This is a genomic window from Acinetobacter sp. CE-15 (assembly GCF_051059255.1).
Lineage (GTDB): Bacteria > Pseudomonadota > Gammaproteobacteria > Pseudomonadales > Moraxellaceae > Acinetobacter > Acinetobacter guillouiae.
The window spans coordinates 1,791,248-1,808,972 of sequence record NZ_CP192737.1; the positions used below are offsets into that span (position 1 = coordinate 1,791,248).

Consider the following 17,725-nt stretch of genomic DNA (forward strand, 5'->3'; position numbering starts at 1 on the left):
AATAATGGAGCTGATGGTGGGTGACTACCATCGGCTTTCCTTGCTAAGTAGAGTTTTTTCAAATCATTAAAATTGAAAAAACGGTGGAGAATACATGAATCTGCTACTCATTGGCGTGTTATTGGCTTTAATCGCTATCGCATATCAAATCGGGCTACGAAAAAGCCGAAGCCTAGCAGGTAAGGGAAATAACACTGCAATTTTACATTCACGTCCTGGCTATTATGGCTCTTTGGTGGCGTTGTGGTGTGGAATCCCAGCTTTTTTAATTTTGATTGTTTGGAACTTGGTAGAACCAAGTGTTTTACAACATCTAATTTTAAAAAATGTTCCAGCAAATATTGCTTCATCGCTAGATACAGCTGGGGTAGATGTACTGGTAGATCGTATTAAAGCAATTGCCTCTGGCTTTGGTGTGACAGATACGCCAGCAGCTTATGAGGTTGCAGCTGCAGAACAACTCTCAAAATTTGAAAGAATTGGCTCGTTTGCAAAGTTTGCTGTGGTAACTTGTGCTGCGATCCTTGGATTGATTTGGGCAAGAAAAAGAATTAGTCAACAATTTCGTGCACGTAACGAAGTTGAAAAAACCATTAACGTTGTTTTGATCCTGTGTTCAGGTGTTGCGATTCTCACGACTGTGGGTATTGTGATGTCGATGTTCAGTGAGGCGATGCACTTTTTCCAGTTTGTAAGTCCAATCGACTTCTTCTTTGGTACAGAGTGGAATCCTGGCTTTAGTACTTCAGGTAATGCTGAAGGAAGTTATGGTTTATTACCATTACTGTGGGGAACACTCATGGTCAGTGGTATTGCGCTACTGGTTGCTGTTCCACTGGGTTTAATGATTGCAATTTATCTTGCTGAATATGCTTCTCCTCGATTCCGTTCATGGGCAAAGCCGACAATTGAAGTTTTAGCGGGTATTCCAACCATTGTTTATGGTGTTTTTGCCATGATGGTGATTGGCCCAATCTTCAAATCAATTGGTGATTCTATTGGTGTTGAAGTCAATGCGACCAGTGCATTAACAGCAGGTTTTGCAATGGGTATTATGATTATCCCATTCGTATCTTCTTTGTCAGATGACATTATAACTCAAGTGCCACGTGCCTTACGTGATGGTTCTTTAGGTTTAGGTGCGACCAAATCTGAAACCATTCGTCAAGTGGTTCTTCCAGCTGCCTTACCAGGTATTACGGGTGCATTCTTACTTGCAGTATCTCGTGCAGTCGGTGAAACCATGATTGTGGTACTTGCTGCTGGTAATAGTCCATTGTTACATATCAATCCACTTGAAGCTGTTTCAACTGTTACTGTAACGATTGTAAAACAATTAACAGGCGACACAGACTTTGCAAGTCCGCAGGCATTGGTTGCGTTTGCACTGGGTTTAACTTTATTTACCATTACATTGTGTTTAAACATTGTCGCACTTTATATTGTGCGTAAATATCGTGAGCAATACGAATGAGTACATCGAATACATCTCCTGTGGATCAAAATGTATTTGATCCTCAAGCTGCCGCTGAGTTGCGAGAAAAACGTAAAGCTAAAATCGCCAGCTCATTGTCAAAACGCCATCGTAAAGAAAAGACCTTCCGTTTTGCTGGTTTTTCAGCAGTGATTATTGGTTTGGCATTTGTTGCAATTTTATTTGGAAGTATCTTATACAAAGGGTTGCCAGCATTTTGGCAAGCAAGTATGACTGTACCTGTGTATTTTGATCCAAGTATGATTGATGCTGGACCAAAACCAACACAAAAAGTGGGCGAATCTCCTGCTGTATTTCAAGAGCGTTATGTCGACTGGCAAACTAAAATGGGTATGGTCGATTGGGATGCATTGATTGTAAATGCAATCATTGCAAAAGACCCTGCACTCGAAAGTCGTCGTGATGATCTTTCAAGTATTTACACCAGTTCAGAAGCATATCGTATCCGTGATATGGTTTTTAAAGACCCAGCATTGATTGGTAAAACGGTAGAACTTAATTTCCTTGCTGATGCCAATATTGATGTGTGGTTGGCTGGTCATATCGATCGTTCATTGCCTGATGAGCAGCAACAACTTAGTCCAGAAGTACGTAAACTTTCTGATGACTTGGCTGCGAAAGGGATTATTAACCGTACTTTTAACACGCAAATGTTCACCAACCCAGATTCACGCAGCTCACCAGCAACAGCAGGTTTGGCTGGTGCATTTATGGGTTCATTGTTCATGATGTTAATTGTGATCGCGATTTCTATTCCATTGGGTGTAGCAAGTGCGATTTATCTAGAAGAGTTTGCACCGAAAAACTTTATTACTGACATCATTGAAGTCAATATCAATAACCTTGCAGCAGTTCCATCGATTGTATTTGGTTTATTGGGTGCTGCCATCTTTATTGGTTGGATGCATTTACCTATATCCGCACCTTTGGTTGGTGGTTTGGTCTTAAGTTTAATGACTTTGCCTACAGTAATTATTACCACACGTGCTTCATTGAAAGCAGTACCACCATCAATTCGCCAAGCGGCGTTAGGTATTGGTGCTTCTCGTTTACAAACTGTATTCCACCATGTATTGCCTTTGGCTCTACCGGGGATTATGACAGGTGCGATTATTGGTATTGCTCATGCATTGGGTGAAACCGCACCATTACTATTAATTGGTATGAGCGCTTTCGTTGCAAATATTCCAGTATCTCCATTAGATCAATCTACGGCTTTACCTGTTCAAGTTTACTTATGGCAAGGTAATGAATTACGTAACTTCTTCGAAGGGCGTACGGCTGCAGCCATCATTGTGTTATTGGCACTTATGGTCGGATTAAACAGCTTTGCAATTTGGTTACGTAAGAAATTTGAAGTTCGCTGGTAAAAGAGGGCAGAATAGAGATGAATACTGTAGAAACTAAAAATTCCTTAAGACAGGATACAACCGTGAATTCTGAACAATCTCAATTTACATCGACTGATAGTAAGCAAAAGCAAGCAAGCACTTCTTTTGTCTCCCAGTTTGAGTCTTCGACACCGAAGAAAGAAAAAAATACAACTGTGAAACTTAGTGCTGAAGATGTGCATGTTTACTATGGTGACGCAGAAGCGATTAAGGGTATTGATCTTCAAGTTTATGAAAATGAAGTGATTGCATTTATTGGACCATCAGGTTGTGGTAAATCAACATTTCTACGTACCTTGAACCGTATGAATGATACGATTGATACTTGCCGTGTAACAGGTAAAGTGCGCTTAGACAACCAAGACATTTATGATCCAAATCTAGATGTTGTGTTGCTTCGTGCTCAAGTTGGAATGGTATTTCAAAAACCAAACCCGTTCCCTAAATCAATTTTTGATAATGTTGCTTATGGGCCTAAACTGCATGGTTTGGCCAAAGATAAGTATGATTTAGAAGAGATTGTTGAAAATAGCTTGCGTAAAGCAGGTTTGTGGGATGAAGTTAAAGATCGTTTAAGTCAGCCAGGTACAGGTCTTTCAGGTGGTCAGCAACAACGTTTGTGTATTGCACGTACGATTGCGGTAAGCCCTGAAGTGATTTTAATGGATGAACCATGTTCTGCACTCGATCCAATTGCAACAGCAAAAGTTGAGGAGTTAATCTCTGAGCTTTCTACGCAATATACAATCGCAATTGTAACCCACTCCATGCAACAAGCAGCGCGTGTTTCTGATCGTACAGCATACTTCCATTTAGGTGACTTAATCGAAGTGAACTCTACAGAGAAAGTCTTTACTCAACCAGATCACCAATTGACTGAAGCTTATATTACCGGCCGTTTCGGTTAAGTAGAATATTAATCAAGATAAGTTTAGATGTGAAATTAAAGGGCCGAAAGGCTCTTTTTTTATAGATAAAGTATATAAGCATCTGATGCAATGAATCAAATTGATGAGAATGGTGGATCAAAAACTATTAAAAACTTAAGCTTTAAAATAATGAATGGATCGTCTAAATCTTTTCTTTGATGAGTACTGAAATAGGGGGAATACGGTTTTCGTTAAGTCTTTTGAATGAAGTATTTTTGTTTAAGTTGTTTGAATAAAACCAATCTATTGAGAATGGGTAAATTAGACAAATGCTTTTTTAAGAAATACATCATTTTAAGCTTTATGTATTAAACCTATTTTTCGGTTAGTACCTCATTTTATATGCGAATAGCAGTTGATTGTTAGTTGTAATTTTCTGATCTACTCATAGTTGCTTTATATAAAAAAGGAGCTCAAAAGCTCCTTCTTATTACAAATATTGCTTATCGGATGTTTTTAATCGATTGGATCTTCACGATGTTGTTCAACTGCTTTAGCATCATAGTGTGCTTTACTCGGATGAGCGAATGCAGCAGCCAGTTTGTCTTTGTCTAAAGCATTGTCCCAACGTGCCACAACAATCGTTGCACACGCATTACCGACTAAATTGGTCAGTGCACGGCATTCAGACATAAAGCGGTCAATACCTAGAATTAAAGCCATACCTGCAACAGGAACTGCTGGAACAACAGACAATGTTGCAGCTAAGGTAATAAATCCAGCACCTGTAACACCAGCAGCGCCTTTAGAGCTCAGCATTGCAACGAGCAATAATAAGATTTGGTCTTGAATACTCAAATCGATATTACATGCTTGTGCAATAAAGAGCGCTGCCATCGTCATATAGATGTTGGTACCATCGAGGTTAAATGAATAACCGGTAGGAATAACCAAGCCAACTACGGATTTTTCGCAGCCTGCTTTTTCCATTTTACGCATCAATGATGGAAGTGCGGCTTCAGATGAACTGGTCCCTAAAACTAACCATAATTCATCTTTGATATAGCGAATCAGATCTGTAATTCTAAATCCATTATAACGTGCTACAGCACCCAAAATAACCAGAATAAAGAGTAAGGCCGTGATATAGAATGTCATAATTAAAAGTAAAAGATTTCCAATACTTTCAATACCATACTTACCAATTGTAAATGCCATTGCACCAAAAGCACCAATCGGAGCAAATTTCATCAGCATTCCAACTAAATGGAATACGGGTGCTGTAAGGTTATTTAAGAAGTCTACAATCGGTTGACCTTTTTCTCCTACCGCAGCCAAGGATAAACCAAATAATACGGCAACAAATAGAACTTGTAGAATGTCACCACTTGTTAATGGGCTAACGATGGTTGTTGGAAGAATATTCAGTAAGAAGTCAACAATCGAAGCATCATGTGCTTTTTCAGCGTACTCAACAACTTTCTCTGATTTTAATGATGTAGGGTCAATATTTAAACCTTGTCCTGGTTTAATAATATTGGCAACAATCATCCCGACGATTAATGCGAGTGTAGAGAATGTCAGGAAATAAAGCATTGCTTTACCCGTTACTCGTCCTACAGTTCCCATATGTTTCATGCCTGATATTCCAGTGACAACCGTCAAGAAAATAACAGGCGCAATAATCATTTTGACCAGTTTAATAAATGCATCACCTAATGGTTTTAAACTTGCACCAATATCTGGCCAAAAGTGTCCAAGAAGGATACCAAGTACAATGGCAAAAATAACCTGAACATAGAGGATTTGATAAAACTTTTGTTTTTTAGGGGGTAGGTGTTCATCGTGTGAGGAGATATCCATACTCAATCCTTATCCTTGATGTTGATAAAATTAAACATTTTTTAAAGAAATGACACGCAAATGTTCATAAATTTGAAAAATGTAATTATTCTTTTTAACGTGTTGATTTTAAATAGTTTAATCAAAATAACAAATATGTTATTTAGATAAAAAGAGCTGGTAAATAACCCAATATAAATTTTTAAAATGTGTGATATATGATTATTTGTATTTTCTGTTTGATATAAACATGTCTATGTTTTTTTATGTGAATTTGTCATAAGAAAAGCCAGCAAAAGTTCTACCAAGTGGCATTTGCGTTATTTTCAAGATAAAGTCGCTGAATATGCTGAAATCTGCAAAGCTTAACTTAGATGTAAAAACTATTAATAAAATCTTAATTTATTCAAAACGCTTATCTTTGCTCGAATTTTCATGCGTTTTTAAGTATAAAAAAAAGCTATATATTCTATAACTAAAATTTAGTTATTGTTGATTTTAAACGTATAGATAAACCTTTTGACCATGCATCAAGTTGAAGAGAATTGAGTTTTGTCGAATTTTTCAAAAAGTGTATTGAAATTTAACTGATCCGTCCGCATCTTATTAGAAAAGCATTTCCTTGAATATTCGAGATTATAAATTCTATGTTATTTCATTTACCCAAAGTACCCGCAGAAATTCGCATCAGCCATTTAAATGCTCGAATTAATGAGCAAAGAAAAAGAATTGCTCAGTCAACTGCATCGAAATTGGAATTGTTTCAACTGACTCAACAGTTTGTAAAAGAAGCACGTGTACGTAAAAAAAATAATCAAAAAATCTATGTCTTAGATTTTAAAGGAGATGTACAGGCTTCAGCTGTAGAAAACTTAAGAGAAGAAATTACATTAATTCTTGCGACAGCAAAAGCAGGGCGTGATCGTGTCATCGTACGTTTAGAAAGCCCGGGTGGTATGGTGCATGGTTATGGTCTTGCAGCTGCACAATTGGTTCGTTTACGCGATGCAGGCTTTAATCTGACGATTTGTGTGGATAAAGTGGCTGCGAGTGGCGGTTATATGATGGCGTGTATCGCAAGTGAAATCGTCTCTGCACCATTTGCTGTGGTTGGTTCGATTGGTGTTGTTGCGCAAGTCCCTAATTTTAATCGACTGTTAAAAGAACATCATGTTGATTTTGAGCTATATACTGCAGGTCAGTTTAAACGTACTGTGACGATGTTTGGTGAAAACACCCCAGAAGGTAAAGCAAAATTTGAAGAAGAGTTACAACAAACGCATCAATTATTTAAGCATTTTGTTGAAAAATATCGCCCGCAACTCAATGTCGAAAAAGTTGCAACAGGTGAACACTGGTATGGTGAAGATGCGCGCAATTTAAATTTAGTGGATAAATTGCAAACTTCAGATGAATATTTGCTGAGCTTATTGCCACAACATGACGTATATGTGATTCAAACACGTCGTAAGCCAACACTTGGCGAGAAGTTAGGTTTACAAGCTGCACAAATGGCAGATGCCTTAATTCCATCCGTTGTGAATAAATTGATGAGTGAGATCACCAAGCTAAATTCCTCTTTACCGATGTTTAAAGACGATAAATTCTAAGTTTTGATTATTCATTGACAACCTAAGGAGTAATTGGGGAAAGCTGATTACTCTTTTTTTATGGAAAAGTCTTTTCTTTATTCGCAAAAATGCTCAGAAAAAATGACCTCATGTGGTCATGACAAGTCTGCAAAAAATGATTAGCATGCTAGGGATCATAAAATCAAAAACTCAGATTGAAAGGAATACAAGACATGTTGGCATATGATGCAGATTTAGAACTTTTTCGTGATAACTTTAAACGTTTTATGAGTGAACACGTTGCTCCATTTTATGAGCAATGGGAAAAAGAAGGTTTAATGCCACGTTCAGTATGGTCATTATTGGGTGAAAATGGCTATCTTTGTGTAGATGTACCTGAAGCGTATGGTGGTTATGGCGTTCCAACTGAATATTCATTGATGTTGGTTGAAGAGTCTGCACGTGCAGGCTATGGCGCATTGTCTACCGCGATTTCATGTCATTCAGAAATTGCAGCCCCTTATATTTTGCATATTGCCAACGAAGAACAAAAACAATACTGGTTACCGAAAATGGTGTCAGGTGAAGTGGTGGGCGCAATTGGAATGACGGAACCGGGTGCAGGTTCAGACCTACAAGGGATGCGCAGTAGTGCGATTTTAAATGGTGACCATTATGTTTTGAATGGTTCTAAAACGTTTATTTCAAATGGTCAACATGCAGATTTAGTGGTATTGGCAGCAAAAACTGATCCTCAAGCACGTGCAAAAGGGGTGTCACTTTTATTGGTTGATACACATCTAGATGGTTTTAAAAAGGGCACCAACCTCGATAAAATTGGTTTGCATTCTCAAGATACCTCAGAACTGTTCTTTGATAATGTTAAAGTTCCAGCAAATCAATTGTTAGGTAGTGCAGGACAAGGTTTTGCCTATTTGATGCAAGAGTTACCTCGTGAACGTACTGCAATTGCAGCAACGGCACTTGGTGCAATTCGTGGTGCAATCGATATCACTACTCAGTATGTACAGGAACGTCAAGCGTTTGGTCAGAAAATTGGCAGCTTCCAAAATACTCGTTTTGTTTTGGCTCAAGCAAAAATTGATGAGTTGGCAACAGCAGCATTCTATAACCAAAATCTAGCTTTGTATAAACAAAGTAAATTGGATGTTGAAACAGCAGCAGCTTTAAAAAGTTTTAGTACGGATATGCAGATGAAAATCATCGACAGCTTGCTACAACTGTTTGGTGGTTATGGCTATATGACGGAATATCCAATTTCTCGTTTCTTTGTAGATGCACGTATTCAGCGTATTTATGGTGGTACAAATGAAATCATGAAAGAAATCGTGGCGCGTGGCATCATTGGTCGATAGTGCAGATGTAACAATAATATAAATATAAGCTGTTCGTGTTTTTTATGAAACATGAACAGTTTTTTTATTTTGATGGGAATATATTGAGAAAAATCAAATAAATAAATTGAAAAAAAACAAACATTAAAAAGTAGAGATAGAGCAAACAACAATTGATCAAATACGTAGGTGTAGGTCTTGTTTGCTTGATTGGATTTGTACAATAATAAGTCAGTGGTAATGTGCTCATGCCTTATCTAAAAAATAGAATTGGCGAATGAAATAGATATAACAACGATAAGCTGTTTAAACTTTTGAGTGAAATTAAAATGATGGATCATGAAGTTTCTTTTCAAATTGAATCAACAGTCCAGCACTATTTAGGTGTTGGTGGATGGCATTATGCTCTTATTTCCAAATTACAATCTGAAGAAATAAAAAAATACATTCATCAGAAACGAAGCTGGGGTGCTGTACCTATTACTGTCACACTGGGTAAAAGTATCTGGAAAACATCTATATTTCCTGACAAGCAATCAGAGGGCTATTTACTGCCACTTAAAGCAGAGATTCGCAAAAAAGAGAAGATATATTCAGGAGATCATATTTCTTTTTCAATTCTGTTATAAGTTTTAATGGTCAAGCTTTGAGTAGGTATATTTGACCACTAGTGAGGCTGTATTGAATAAGTCAACTCATATCGCTGTAAAGCCCTTACAACGTGATTTTAGCTTAAACGTTTAGACCCATTGGTACAGGCAATGATGCGTGAATTAATGATTTCGCTTTTTGGATGAGCTTTTAAATTTTTATATTAAGCTTCAGTCGTAAATCCTTTTTAAAGCATAGATTAACATAAAAGCTCCGTCATCCTAGCCTTTTCCCAAATGGGGAATGGGCTTTCAATACCCATATGATTCATGCAATATGATTATTTTGACTTATAAAAGAGATACAAAATCTCATAAATAAGGTTAAAACTAATAAACTAAGCACTTAATACATTTAAACATTCATTGATAAAGATAGGTAACTCAAAAGTTGAACGTGAAGAAATATATAAATTGTTGTCGTTTACCACTTCGCGATCAAAAACCACAGCGCCAGCGTCTTTAAGTTCTTTGAGGATATCTTCAATTGAGGTTAAGCGCCGTCCAATGGCAATTTGTGCATCGATAAGCAAATGGCTACTGTAACAACATAAAAAAATAGGTTTTTGCGCATTGGCAAAATTACGTAAAAAATCAATAAATCGTTCATCTTCTTTAAGATGATAAGGGGAATATCCACCCGGAATCATCAGCGCATCAAAATCCCGAACAGAGATTTCATCAATGCCTAAATCTATACTGACCGAAGATTTTCTTTGTTTGCTATACACAATATTCCCAGCAGACTTTTCAATATTGCGCACAGAATGGCTTGCAGCTCGAAAAGCTTCAACGGGATGATGATATTCCGCATCTTCGAAATCATGGGTAATGAGAACAGCGATTTTTTTATTCATATTCTATGACTCGAAATGCGCTTATGCTTTTTATCATAGAGCGCAATGCTTAAAATTCTATAGCTGCTTTGTAATTCATTTTGTAGTCAGAAAAGTTATAAAGTGATGACATTTTATTCAATATATAAGTTGAAAGTGAAACATTGAAAAATGCACTATTGCCCAACAAATTAAACTGAACTATTGTTATACTATCAGTGGTCTAAAACATAGACTTCTCGTAATTCTCGACTTTAAAGGGCGACATAACAATGATCAACGATGATCAAAAAACGACTTCTCTAGATCTTGCTCAAATCCGTGAAGATATTGACTCTGTAGATCAGCAAATCCAACAACTTATCAATCGCCGTGCAAAACTGGCGGAATCAGTTGCTAAAGCAAAATTTGCAGCAGAAGAGAATCCGTTATTTTATCGTCCTGAACGTGAAGCACAGGTTTTACGTCAAGTTATGGAGCGCAATGAAGGGCCATTGTCAGATCAAACTATGGCACGTTTATTCCGTGAAATTATGTCTGCATGTTTGGCACTTGAAGCACCACAAAGTATTGCATTTTTAGGTCCAGTCGGCACTTATACTCATTCTGCTGTATTAAAACATTTTGGTCAGGATGCTGTGGTTCGTCCACTACCAACGATCGATGAAGTGTTCCGTGAGGTTGAAGCGGGCAGTGCACATTATGGTTTAGTTCCAGTTGAGAACTCATCTGAAGGTGTGGTCAACCATACTTTAGACTGTTTTAAAGCATCGCATTTAAATGTGATTGGTGAAGTTGAATTGCGTATTCATCACCAATTCCTGATTTCTTCAAATACTCGTAAAGACAGTATTAAACAAATTTATGCACATCAACAAACACTTGCGCAATGTCGTAAGTGGCTGGATGCACATTATCCGGGTGTAGAACGTGTAGCTTTAAGCTCAAATGCAGAGGCTGCACGCCGTATTCGCAATGAATGGCATTCAGCAGCAATTGCATCTGATGTGGCTGCAAGTATCTACGACTTAGAAGTTCTCCACGGCAATATTGAAGATAACCCTGAAAATACGACACGATTCTTGGTCATTGGTCGTGAAAAAGTACCACAAAGTGGCAATGATAAAACCTCATTACTGATTTCAGCACATGACCGTGCAGGGGCTTTATTGGAAATTCTTGCACCATTTGCAAAACACAACATTAGTTTGACCAGTATTGAAACCCGTCCAGCATTACCTGAAAAATGGGCGTATGTATTCTTCATTGATCTTGAAGGTCATGTGGAACAGGACAATGTTAAAGCGGCGATTGAAGATATTCGCCCACTGGTTAAAGAAGTACGTGTATTGGGTTCATATCCGATTGCTGTGCTTTGATGTCGTTGTGAAATAGGTGGTTCAAAATCGTTATGTCACAACCTTTATTTAAAAAAGTTGCTTTTATTGGACTTGGACTGATTGGTTCAAGTCTAGCCCGTGTGATTGCAGCCGAACATCTTGCTGAAAATGTTGTTGCGTCAACCCGCTCAAAAAAAACGCTGGAAGATGCAAAAGCTTTAGGAATTATTTCTGCGGGTTTTAGTGATCCTGTAGAAGCTGTAAAAGATGCAGATTTAATCGTTCTGGCTTTACCCGTTCGCGCGACACAGAAAGTGCTTGAAACGATTCAAGCTTATGTTTCTGAAAATGCCATTATTACTGATGTCGGAAGTACCAAAGGGAATGTGGTGGCTGCAGCACATGCTGTATATGGTGAAAATCTTCCTGTAGGTTTTGTACCTGGTCATCCAATTGCTGGTGCAGAACATACTGGTGTTCATGCAGGTAAAGTTGACTTGTTTGTGAATCATAAAGTGATTCTAACGCCGTTGCCGAGCAGTGCTGATTGGGCAGTTGAAAAACTGATTCAGCTTTGGCAGGCTGCAAAAGCTGAAGTCATTTGTATGGATGTGGACAAACATGATGAAGTGTTGGCACATACCAGTCATTTACCGCATCTGATGGCATTTAATCTGGTCGAACAGCTTGCAAATCGTGAAGATAACTTAGATATTTTCCGTTATGCCGCTGGAGGTTTTCGTGACTTTTCACGTATTGCTGCCAGTGATCCGCAGATGTGGCATGATATATTTTTTGCCAATAAAACAGCCATATTGAAAGCAGTTGATGGTTTTGAAACGCAACTTGCGACATTACGTCAACTGATTGAAGATGAGAATTCACAAGCCCTGATGGGATTGCTAGGACATGCACAAGCGGCACGACAGCATTTCAATCATATGCTCGCCAATAAACCTTTGATGGAGAAAAATAAGGTGACACAACAATTTACCATTTTGCCAGGTGAGAAGACATTTAAAGGTAAATTTACCGTGCCGGGTGACAAGTCAGTGTCACATCGTTCCATCATGTTTGGTGCAATCGCTGAAGGTACAACCCACGTTACAGGTTTCCTTGAAGGTGAAGATGCTTTAGCAACACTTCAAGCATTTCGCGATATGGGTGTCAGTATTGAAGGCCCTAAAAATGGTGAAGTGACCATTCATGGTGTGGGTATTCATGGTTTAAAAGCGCCCAAAACGGCACTGTACATGGGTAATTCTGGTACGTCGATGCGTTTGCTTTCAGGCATGCTTTCAGCACAACAGTTTGACTCTGTGATGACGGGTGATGCGTCTTTGTCTAAGCGTCCAATGGAGCGTATTGCAAAACCTTTACGTGAAATGGGTGCGCAAATTCAAACCACGGGTGAACGTGGTACTCCGCCTGTTTCTATTACTGGCGCTCAAGCACTTAAAGGTATTCATTACGATTTGCCAATGGCATCTGCGCAAGTCAAATCTGGAATTTTATTGGCAGGTTTATGGGCAGAGGGTGAAACATCTGTGACTGAACCTGAACCAACCCGTGACCATACTGAGCGTATGTTACGTGCTTTTGGTTATGCTGTAAAAACGGAAGGTAATCGTATTTCATTACACGGTGGTGGCAAGTTAGTTGGGACAGAGATTCAAGTGCCTTCTGATATTTCTTCTGCTGCATTCTTTATGGTGGGTGCTGCCATTACTGAAGGTTCAGATATTACCCTTGAAGCTGTTGGGATTAATCCAACTCGTACAGGCGTAATCGAAATCCTGAAGCAAATGGGTGCAGACTTAACTGTTGAAAATGAAAGAATTGCAGGCGGTGAGCCGATTGCTGATATACGTATCCGTGGTACCCGTACATTGAAAGGCATTCATATGCCTGAAGATCAAGTACCGTTGGCAATTGATGAGTTTCCATCTTTGTTTATTGCTGCGGCATGTGCTGAAGGGAAAACGGTGTTGACAGGTGCTGCTGAATTACGGGTTAAAGAGTCTGATCGTATCCAAGTGATGGCAGATGGTTTAAAAACCATGGGGATTGATTGTACGCCAACTGATGATGGCATCATCATTGAAGGAAAAGGTAAATCGGGCGACTGGTCTGCAATTTTCTCTGGCGGTGAAATTGAATCGCACCATGACCACCGTATTGCAATGAGTTTTTCGATGGCGGGTTTACGGAACTCAGGCGAGATAAAGATTATCGGTACTGAAACTGTAGCAACAAGTTTCCCAACATTTACTGAACTCACTAATCAGGCGGGGCTTCAGATTCAAGTCACCGAATAAATCAGTCCTTGTCTAATATTTGTATAATTAATTAAAAACAGCCAAGCAAATGCTTGGCTGTTTTGTTTATATTGCTTATTCTAAAACCATACAACTATAAAGCCTTTTGGATGAAGCAATGAGAACATTACAATTTACAGCAAACTGTGAGAATCATATTAACAGTCACAACCATGGTGAAAATGTATGTTATGTCACTCAGGAATACGTGACGACCTTGTTGTTAAAACAACTGTCTCAATATGGCTTTAAAGCGGAAACAACACACTCCGATGAAGACCTTGCTGTCAGCGTAGAAAATCATCCAATTGGTTTGGGGGTTAATTGTCATTTAAATGATCAAGGATTATTAACTTGTGAAATTTCAGCCCATGCTGATGAAGAGCAAGCATGGTTTAAGAAGATTGCAACCCAGAGCATGATTAAGCAATTGGCAAATGCTGTAGAAAATACATTAAAAGAAGATGATGCGTTTAGTGGATTTGAATGGAAAGTATAAGCAGGGCTAGAGAAGATACTTATGCAATTACAAACATTTATCGATAAATTTTCAGTAGATCAGGCGGGAAACACAGTAAGCCCTGAAACTGTAAAAAAATATCAAGCGTATTTACCTGAAGCGCTCTTAGAGCTTTGGCAAAATCATGGTTTTGGCTTTTATGGTAACGGTTTGCTACAGATCATTAACCCTGAGCTTTATCAAGATGTGCTTTGGTCATGGTTAATGAAAGATCAACCTGATATGACTCGGTTACCCATTGCTATTTCAGCGTTTGGTTTAGTGTTTTATTATCGTTTATTAAGCGATGATGGCGATGAGGATGTATCCTTTATCGACCCGCACAACTCGGATATTGGGGTAACAGCTTGGTCATTAACAGATTTTTTTAATGACTGGATTTGTGATGGTGAGATCATTGAGCAATTTTTAGAAAAATCAGCTTTAGCAAAGGCACAAACTCAATATGGTAAATTAACTGATAATCAAATGTATTGTTATCTTCCTGCACTGAGATTGGGTGGGCGTGCCAGTGATCTCAATTTAGATAAGGGTGATGCAGCCACACATTTAGATTTTTTATATCAACTTGCTGTGAATAACTGATTTAAAAATCATTCAAAATAGAGGTTTAGAAATGACAGTTTGCTTGAGATAAAACTGTCATTTCTATTATGAATTAAATTATGCTATTACTCGACACGTAACCATGTTTGGCTACGACCTACTGCTGAAATACCGAAATATCCACGAAGAAATAGTTTCTTGCCATTTGGGCTGACTTTACCTTTTAAGCGATAGATTTTACCTGAAACTGGGTCAATAATTTTCCCATCAGTATAACTCACATGATCATCTGTCTTTAGCCCAGAGATTACCTGTAAGCCAATAATTGGCTTGTTGGTATAAGGTGCAGGGCAATTGGTGCAAAATTCTTTTGGGGTGTAGCCTGGGCGTGGTGTTGCTTTTAATGCTGTACCCGCATAGGTACCGTTACTTTGTTTTTCAATTTTAACCAGTCCCTTTGCTTCACCAGTTTTGTCATCGATATAACGCCAAGTTCCCACGATATCTTCTGCAAAAGCTGTCGATGTTAAAAATGCGATACATGCTGTCCCCAATAAAACTCTCATCATTTCCCTTATTCCTTAAGTGGGTATTTTCTACTTTAAAATCATACTTATTTAAGGCATTGATTATATAATGAATAGTTGGGTCATTTATTTACATAATGTGCCAATAAATATGAAATTTAAAATGAATTGGCACATAAAGATAAGCAATTGATGAGCTTGTAAACTGGATTTAGCATAGCTGAAGCTTATGTGATGACACTCACCTTAAAAATATCATTGATTGCTTCAAAGTGAATTTCACAATCTAAGAATTTTTGAATCATTTCAGCTTGTGTCGTAGTGTGTTCACTGACAACTTGAGCAGTAAATGCACCGCCTTTACCTAAAGCTAAAGGCAATAAAAGTTGGTCTGCTAGATATTCGTCAGCCACAGCATCACAAGCTAAAAAGGATTTAACTTCTTTGGCTAAATCATGCGCTACTTTTTCTGCACTTTTCTTCATTTCACCTAACGCAGAAAATACTTGTTGGTGGTGTTGGTAATTTAACACCACAAAAGCCGTATTCCCTTGACTAATCCCTTGAAAATTTAGTCTATTACGTTGGCTTAAGCTCAATTTGTTATGCAATACTTCCAGTTCACGATCCGCAATATTCTGTTGAATATTTAAAGCAGCGGCATAGCCATGTATTTCCAGTAATTTGCCTTTATCTAATACTGAATATTCAAGCTTATCTATCCACGGATAAGTTGTAATATTGATTTGACCCGCACCAATTGGAAAGAAACCAGCACGTTCGCATTCAAAGTCGATTTTTATTCCAAGTTTATGAAGAGCTGGTAGAAAGCAAGACTCTATGAAATCTGCAGTCGGTGCCATTGGATTATGTGTTCCGCCGTGGATACTGATGTGACTGATTTCATTTTGCATCATCAGTGCAGGCAGTAGTGTTTGTAAAACCAATATTGTGCTACCCGCTGAACCAATATGAAAATCATATTTACCCGCCTGAACTTGTTGGGGTTGGAAATATAATTTTTGTGAATGTAGTTCAGCGCCTTCCACAATGGCATTACTGATGCGTTGTGATGCTTGTACACAGACTAAATGCTGTCGCATTAAGCCCGGCTTTTTACGCCCTGCACGAATATTCACAAGCTCAAATGGAATACCCGTTAACATAGACAATGAAAGGGCAGTTCTTAAAATTTGCCCTCCACCTTCGCCTTGTGAGCCATCAATTTGGATAGTTTTATTTTTTACTAATGTGTTCATTTTGTTTTTCATCATTTCTTTCTAAATCATTCGGTTTTCGAACATGTTTTAAAAACCGTAATTCACTTACAGTATATTGTTGATAATTATCTTGTGCCTCTGCTAATGAGATTGCATTTGCACCACTTTTTGAATTTGGATGAATATTTTGTACAGGATCATCTTCCCAAAAACAAACTGGACAAATCTCAAAGTCAAAATTACCTGAAGGTTGATCTCTAGTGTAATGATGACAACAAGAACAAGGGTAATTCATTAAAAATTCCTAAAAGGGGTGAACATACTGTCAGTGCATGGTGATGCTTAGTGCATTTTAACTTTGCTTTCACAAAGGTTTGCCTTGTACGTAGTGATGGGTTGATTTGTGCTTAAAGTTTTAAGCTAACCCGCTCGCTCATCAAGCCACTACACCTTATTTTCAATCCTGTGTTGTGGAGGTGGGGGATCTTGCACTCGCCCAGTATGTTCGGGTTTTCTCAAATGACGAATCACTTGAGATAAGGTGAAATATATTGTCAGTACGTGGTAATGCAGTGTGAATAGTTACTCTGATTCACAAAGGTTTAAGTGATGAAAGGTGATGGATTTGATTGGTGCGTTTCCGCTCTAAATCCGCTTCGCTGTCATTACCCAAAAATGATGCTGACTTTTATTTCAATCTATACAGCCTTAGATCTTGTACTCGCCCAATATATTTCGAGGTCTGATAGGGTAGGCCCTATCAAAGCTTTTAAATGATGGCTTTAAACGTCAAGTAAATCAACTTGCCAATTGGTGGCTTGTATCAATACATTCAAGTCGCGTAATTTGGCACTGATATCATCGGATTGTTTTTGCAATGATGATACTGGAATGACCTTATGCCATTTTATTTCACGTGTACTATAGCGGTCAGGCTCACGTTGTGTGTTGCTGATGGCAGACGTTAAAATTTTATGGCGCTCGACAAGCTCATCACGTTGAGTAAGTAAAGCCAATAATGAACGACCATCTGTTAATTTTGCCAAAGCATTGGTTTGATGAATGGCATAAACAAGTTTTTGGGATTCTTGAGTTAATGCAAATACTTGCTTTAATAACTCGTTTGGATCCTCGGATGGCTCATCACCATCTTGTACCAATACGTTCGCATTGATACGTTGTTTTAATGAGGCGAGTTTCTTTTGTTGATCGCTTCGTAATAAAAGTGCTTCTGCAAGTTTCATT

General features: G+C 38.2%; 16 protein-coding genes. 10 read left to right on the top strand and 6 right to left on the bottom strand.

Annotated features, from left to right (window positions below; all coding sequences use genetic code 11):
* Window positions 1–94: 94 nt before the first annotated feature.
* The 3 genes from pstC to pstB are packed head-to-tail and all read left to right on the top strand — an operon-like array spanning window position 95 to window position 3,794.
* Window positions 95–1,474 carry a phosphate ABC transporter permease subunit PstC gene (gene pstC, locus ACQ7EO_RS08215; RefSeq protein WP_004822570.1) on the top strand — a complete coding sequence of 460 codons (1,380 nt, stop codon included), beginning with the start codon at window positions 95–97 and terminating at the stop codon, window positions 1,472–1,474.
* Entirely contained in the window at window positions 1,471–2,865 is a 1,395-nt protein-coding gene (gene pstA, locus ACQ7EO_RS08220; RefSeq protein WP_004822568.1) for a phosphate ABC transporter permease PstA, read from the top strand. The genes pstC and pstA overlap by 4 nt, the downstream gene beginning before the upstream one ends.
* 17 nt (window positions 2,866–2,882) lie before the next feature.
* Complete coding sequence (gene pstB, locus ACQ7EO_RS08225) at window positions 2,883–3,794, top strand: phosphate ABC transporter ATP-binding protein PstB (protein WP_004719228.1); 912 nt, start codon at window positions 2,883–2,885, stop codon at window positions 3,792–3,794.
* Window positions 3,795–4,271: 477 nt separating this feature from the next.
* Here pstB and ACQ7EO_RS08230 read toward each other — a convergent pair whose 3' ends face one another.
* A complete protein-coding gene (locus ACQ7EO_RS08230) occupies window positions 4,272–5,618 on the bottom strand; it encodes a dicarboxylate/amino acid:cation symporter (RefSeq protein WP_004719230.1) in 1,347 nt (448 codons plus the stop codon).
* 626 nt (window positions 5,619–6,244) lie between these two features.
* Here ACQ7EO_RS08230 and sohB point away from each other — a divergent pair.
* The 3 genes from sohB to ACQ7EO_RS08245 all read left to right on the top strand — a co-directional run bounded on the left by sohB (window position 6,245) and on the right by ACQ7EO_RS08245 (window position 9,152).
* Window positions 6,245–7,207: a protease SohB gene (sohB, locus tag ACQ7EO_RS08235; protein WP_004822565.1), complete on the top strand. Its 963-nt coding sequence runs from the start codon at window positions 6,245–6,247 to the stop codon at window positions 7,205–7,207.
* Window positions 7,208–7,401: 194 nt separating this feature from the next.
* Entirely contained in the window at window positions 7,402–8,544 is a 1,143-nt protein-coding gene (locus ACQ7EO_RS08240) for an acyl-CoA dehydrogenase family protein (protein ID WP_004719235.1), read from the top strand.
* A 308-nt stretch (window positions 8,545–8,852) separates the two neighbouring features.
* Window positions 8,853–9,152, top strand: coding sequence for a DUF1905 domain-containing protein (locus tag ACQ7EO_RS08245; protein ID WP_004822562.1), 300 nt, complete (start codon window positions 8,853–8,855; stop codon window positions 9,150–9,152).
* A 359-nt stretch (window positions 9,153–9,511) separates the two neighbouring features.
* On the opposite strand, the gene ACQ7EO_RS08250 is transcribed toward ACQ7EO_RS08245, so the two are convergent.
* Window positions 9,512–10,030: a DJ-1/PfpI/YhbO family deglycase/protease gene (locus tag ACQ7EO_RS08250; RefSeq protein WP_004719237.1), complete on the bottom strand. Its 519-nt coding sequence runs from the start codon at window positions 10,028–10,030 to the stop codon at window positions 9,512–9,514.
* A 251-nt stretch (window positions 10,031–10,281) separates the two neighbouring features.
* On the opposite strand from ACQ7EO_RS08250, the gene pheA reads away from it, so the two are divergent.
* The 4 genes from pheA (at window position 10,282) to ACQ7EO_RS08270 (ending at window position 14,772) form a co-directional block, all read left to right on the top strand.
* Window positions 10,282–11,388, top strand: a complete 1,107-nt coding sequence (gene pheA / locus ACQ7EO_RS08255; RefSeq protein ID WP_004719240.1) for a prephenate dehydratase — start codon at window positions 10,282–10,284, stop codon at window positions 11,386–11,388.
* A gap of 32 nt (window positions 11,389–11,420) precedes the next feature.
* Entirely contained in the window at window positions 11,421–13,667 is a 2,247-nt protein-coding gene (locus ACQ7EO_RS08260; RefSeq protein ID WP_434279370.1) for a bifunctional prephenate dehydrogenase/3-phosphoshikimate 1-carboxyvinyltransferase, read from the top strand.
* A 118-nt stretch (window positions 13,668–13,785) separates the two neighbouring features.
* Entirely contained in the window at window positions 13,786–14,166 is a 381-nt protein-coding gene (locus tag ACQ7EO_RS08265) for a hypothetical protein (protein ID WP_004822559.1), read from the top strand.
* Window positions 14,167–14,187: 21 nt separating this feature from the next.
* Window positions 14,188–14,772, top strand: a complete 585-nt coding sequence (locus ACQ7EO_RS08270) for a GAD-like domain-containing protein (protein ID WP_434279371.1) — start codon at window positions 14,188–14,190, stop codon at window positions 14,770–14,772.
* 86 nt (window positions 14,773–14,858) lie between these two features.
* Here the strand turns inward: ACQ7EO_RS08270 and ACQ7EO_RS08275 are convergent, their stop codons facing one another.
* The 4 genes from ACQ7EO_RS08275 to ACQ7EO_RS08290 form a co-directional block, all read right to left on the bottom strand.
* The gene (locus ACQ7EO_RS08275) at window positions 14,859–15,302 is read right to left on the bottom strand and encodes a DUF2147 domain-containing protein (RefSeq protein WP_004822556.1); all 444 of its coding nucleotides are present in this window, start codon (window positions 15,300–15,302) and stop codon (window positions 14,859–14,861) included.
* Window positions 15,303–15,487: 185 nt separating this feature from the next.
* Window positions 15,488–16,519, bottom strand: a complete 1,032-nt coding sequence (gene rtcA, locus ACQ7EO_RS08280; protein ID WP_434279372.1) for an RNA 3'-terminal phosphate cyclase — start codon at window positions 16,517–16,519, stop codon at window positions 15,488–15,490.
* A complete protein-coding gene (locus ACQ7EO_RS08285) occupies window positions 16,497–16,775 on the bottom strand; it encodes a CPCC family cysteine-rich protein (RefSeq protein WP_434279373.1) in 279 nt (92 codons plus the stop codon). Before ACQ7EO_RS08285 ends, rtcA begins: the two co-directional genes overlap by 23 nt.
* A gap of 487 nt (window positions 16,776–17,262) precedes the next feature.
* On the bottom strand, window positions 17,263–17,724 hold the full coding sequence (locus ACQ7EO_RS08290; RefSeq protein ID WP_004822548.1) for a DIP1984 family protein: 462 nt from the start codon (window positions 17,722–17,724) through the stop codon (window positions 17,263–17,265).
* Window position 17,725 lies beyond the last annotated feature (1 nt).

Excerpts from the sequence above, each read along its gene's own strand:
- pstC (WP_004822570.1), top strand. The coding sequence starts at position 95 with ATGAATCTGCTACTCATTGGCGTGTTATTGGCTTTAATCGCTATCGCA.
- pstA (WP_004822568.1), top strand. The coding sequence starts at position 1,471 with ATGAGTACATCGAATACATCTCCTGTGGATCAAAATGTATTTGATCCT.
- pstB (WP_004719228.1), top strand. The coding sequence starts at position 2,883 with ATGAATACTGTAGAAACTAAAAATTCCTTAAGACAGGATACAACCGTG.
- ACQ7EO_RS08230 (WP_004719230.1), bottom strand. The coding sequence starts at position 5,618 with ATGGATATCTCCTCACACGATGAACACCTACCCCCTAAAAAACAAAAG.
- sohB (WP_004822565.1), top strand. The coding sequence starts at position 6,245 with ATGTTATTTCATTTACCCAAAGTACCCGCAGAAATTCGCATCAGCCAT.
- ACQ7EO_RS08240 (WP_004719235.1), top strand. The coding sequence starts at position 7,402 with ATGTTGGCATATGATGCAGATTTAGAACTTTTTCGTGATAACTTTAAA.
- ACQ7EO_RS08245 (WP_004822562.1), top strand. The coding sequence starts at position 8,853 with ATGATGGATCATGAAGTTTCTTTTCAAATTGAATCAACAGTCCAGCAC.
- ACQ7EO_RS08250 (WP_004719237.1), bottom strand. The coding sequence starts at position 10,030 with ATGAATAAAAAAATCGCTGTTCTCATTACCCATGATTTCGAAGATGCG.
- pheA (WP_004719240.1), top strand. The coding sequence starts at position 10,282 with ATGATCAACGATGATCAAAAAACGACTTCTCTAGATCTTGCTCAAATC.
- ACQ7EO_RS08260 (WP_434279370.1), top strand. The coding sequence starts at position 11,421 with ATGTCACAACCTTTATTTAAAAAAGTTGCTTTTATTGGACTTGGACTG.
- ACQ7EO_RS08265 (WP_004822559.1), top strand. The coding sequence starts at position 13,786 with ATGAGAACATTACAATTTACAGCAAACTGTGAGAATCATATTAACAGT.
- ACQ7EO_RS08270 (WP_434279371.1), top strand. The coding sequence starts at position 14,188 with ATGCAATTACAAACATTTATCGATAAATTTTCAGTAGATCAGGCGGGA.
- ACQ7EO_RS08275 (WP_004822556.1), bottom strand. The coding sequence starts at position 15,302 with ATGATGAGAGTTTTATTGGGGACAGCATGTATCGCATTTTTAACATCG.
- rtcA (WP_434279372.1), bottom strand. The coding sequence starts at position 16,519 with ATGAACACATTAGTAAAAAATAAAACTATCCAAATTGATGGCTCACAA.
- ACQ7EO_RS08285 (WP_434279373.1), bottom strand. The coding sequence starts at position 16,775 with ATGAATTACCCTTGTTCTTGTTGTCATCATTACACTAGAGATCAACCT.
- ACQ7EO_RS08290 (WP_004822548.1), bottom strand. The coding sequence starts at position 17,724 with ATGAAACTTGCAGAAGCACTTTTATTACGAAGCGATCAACAAAAGAAA.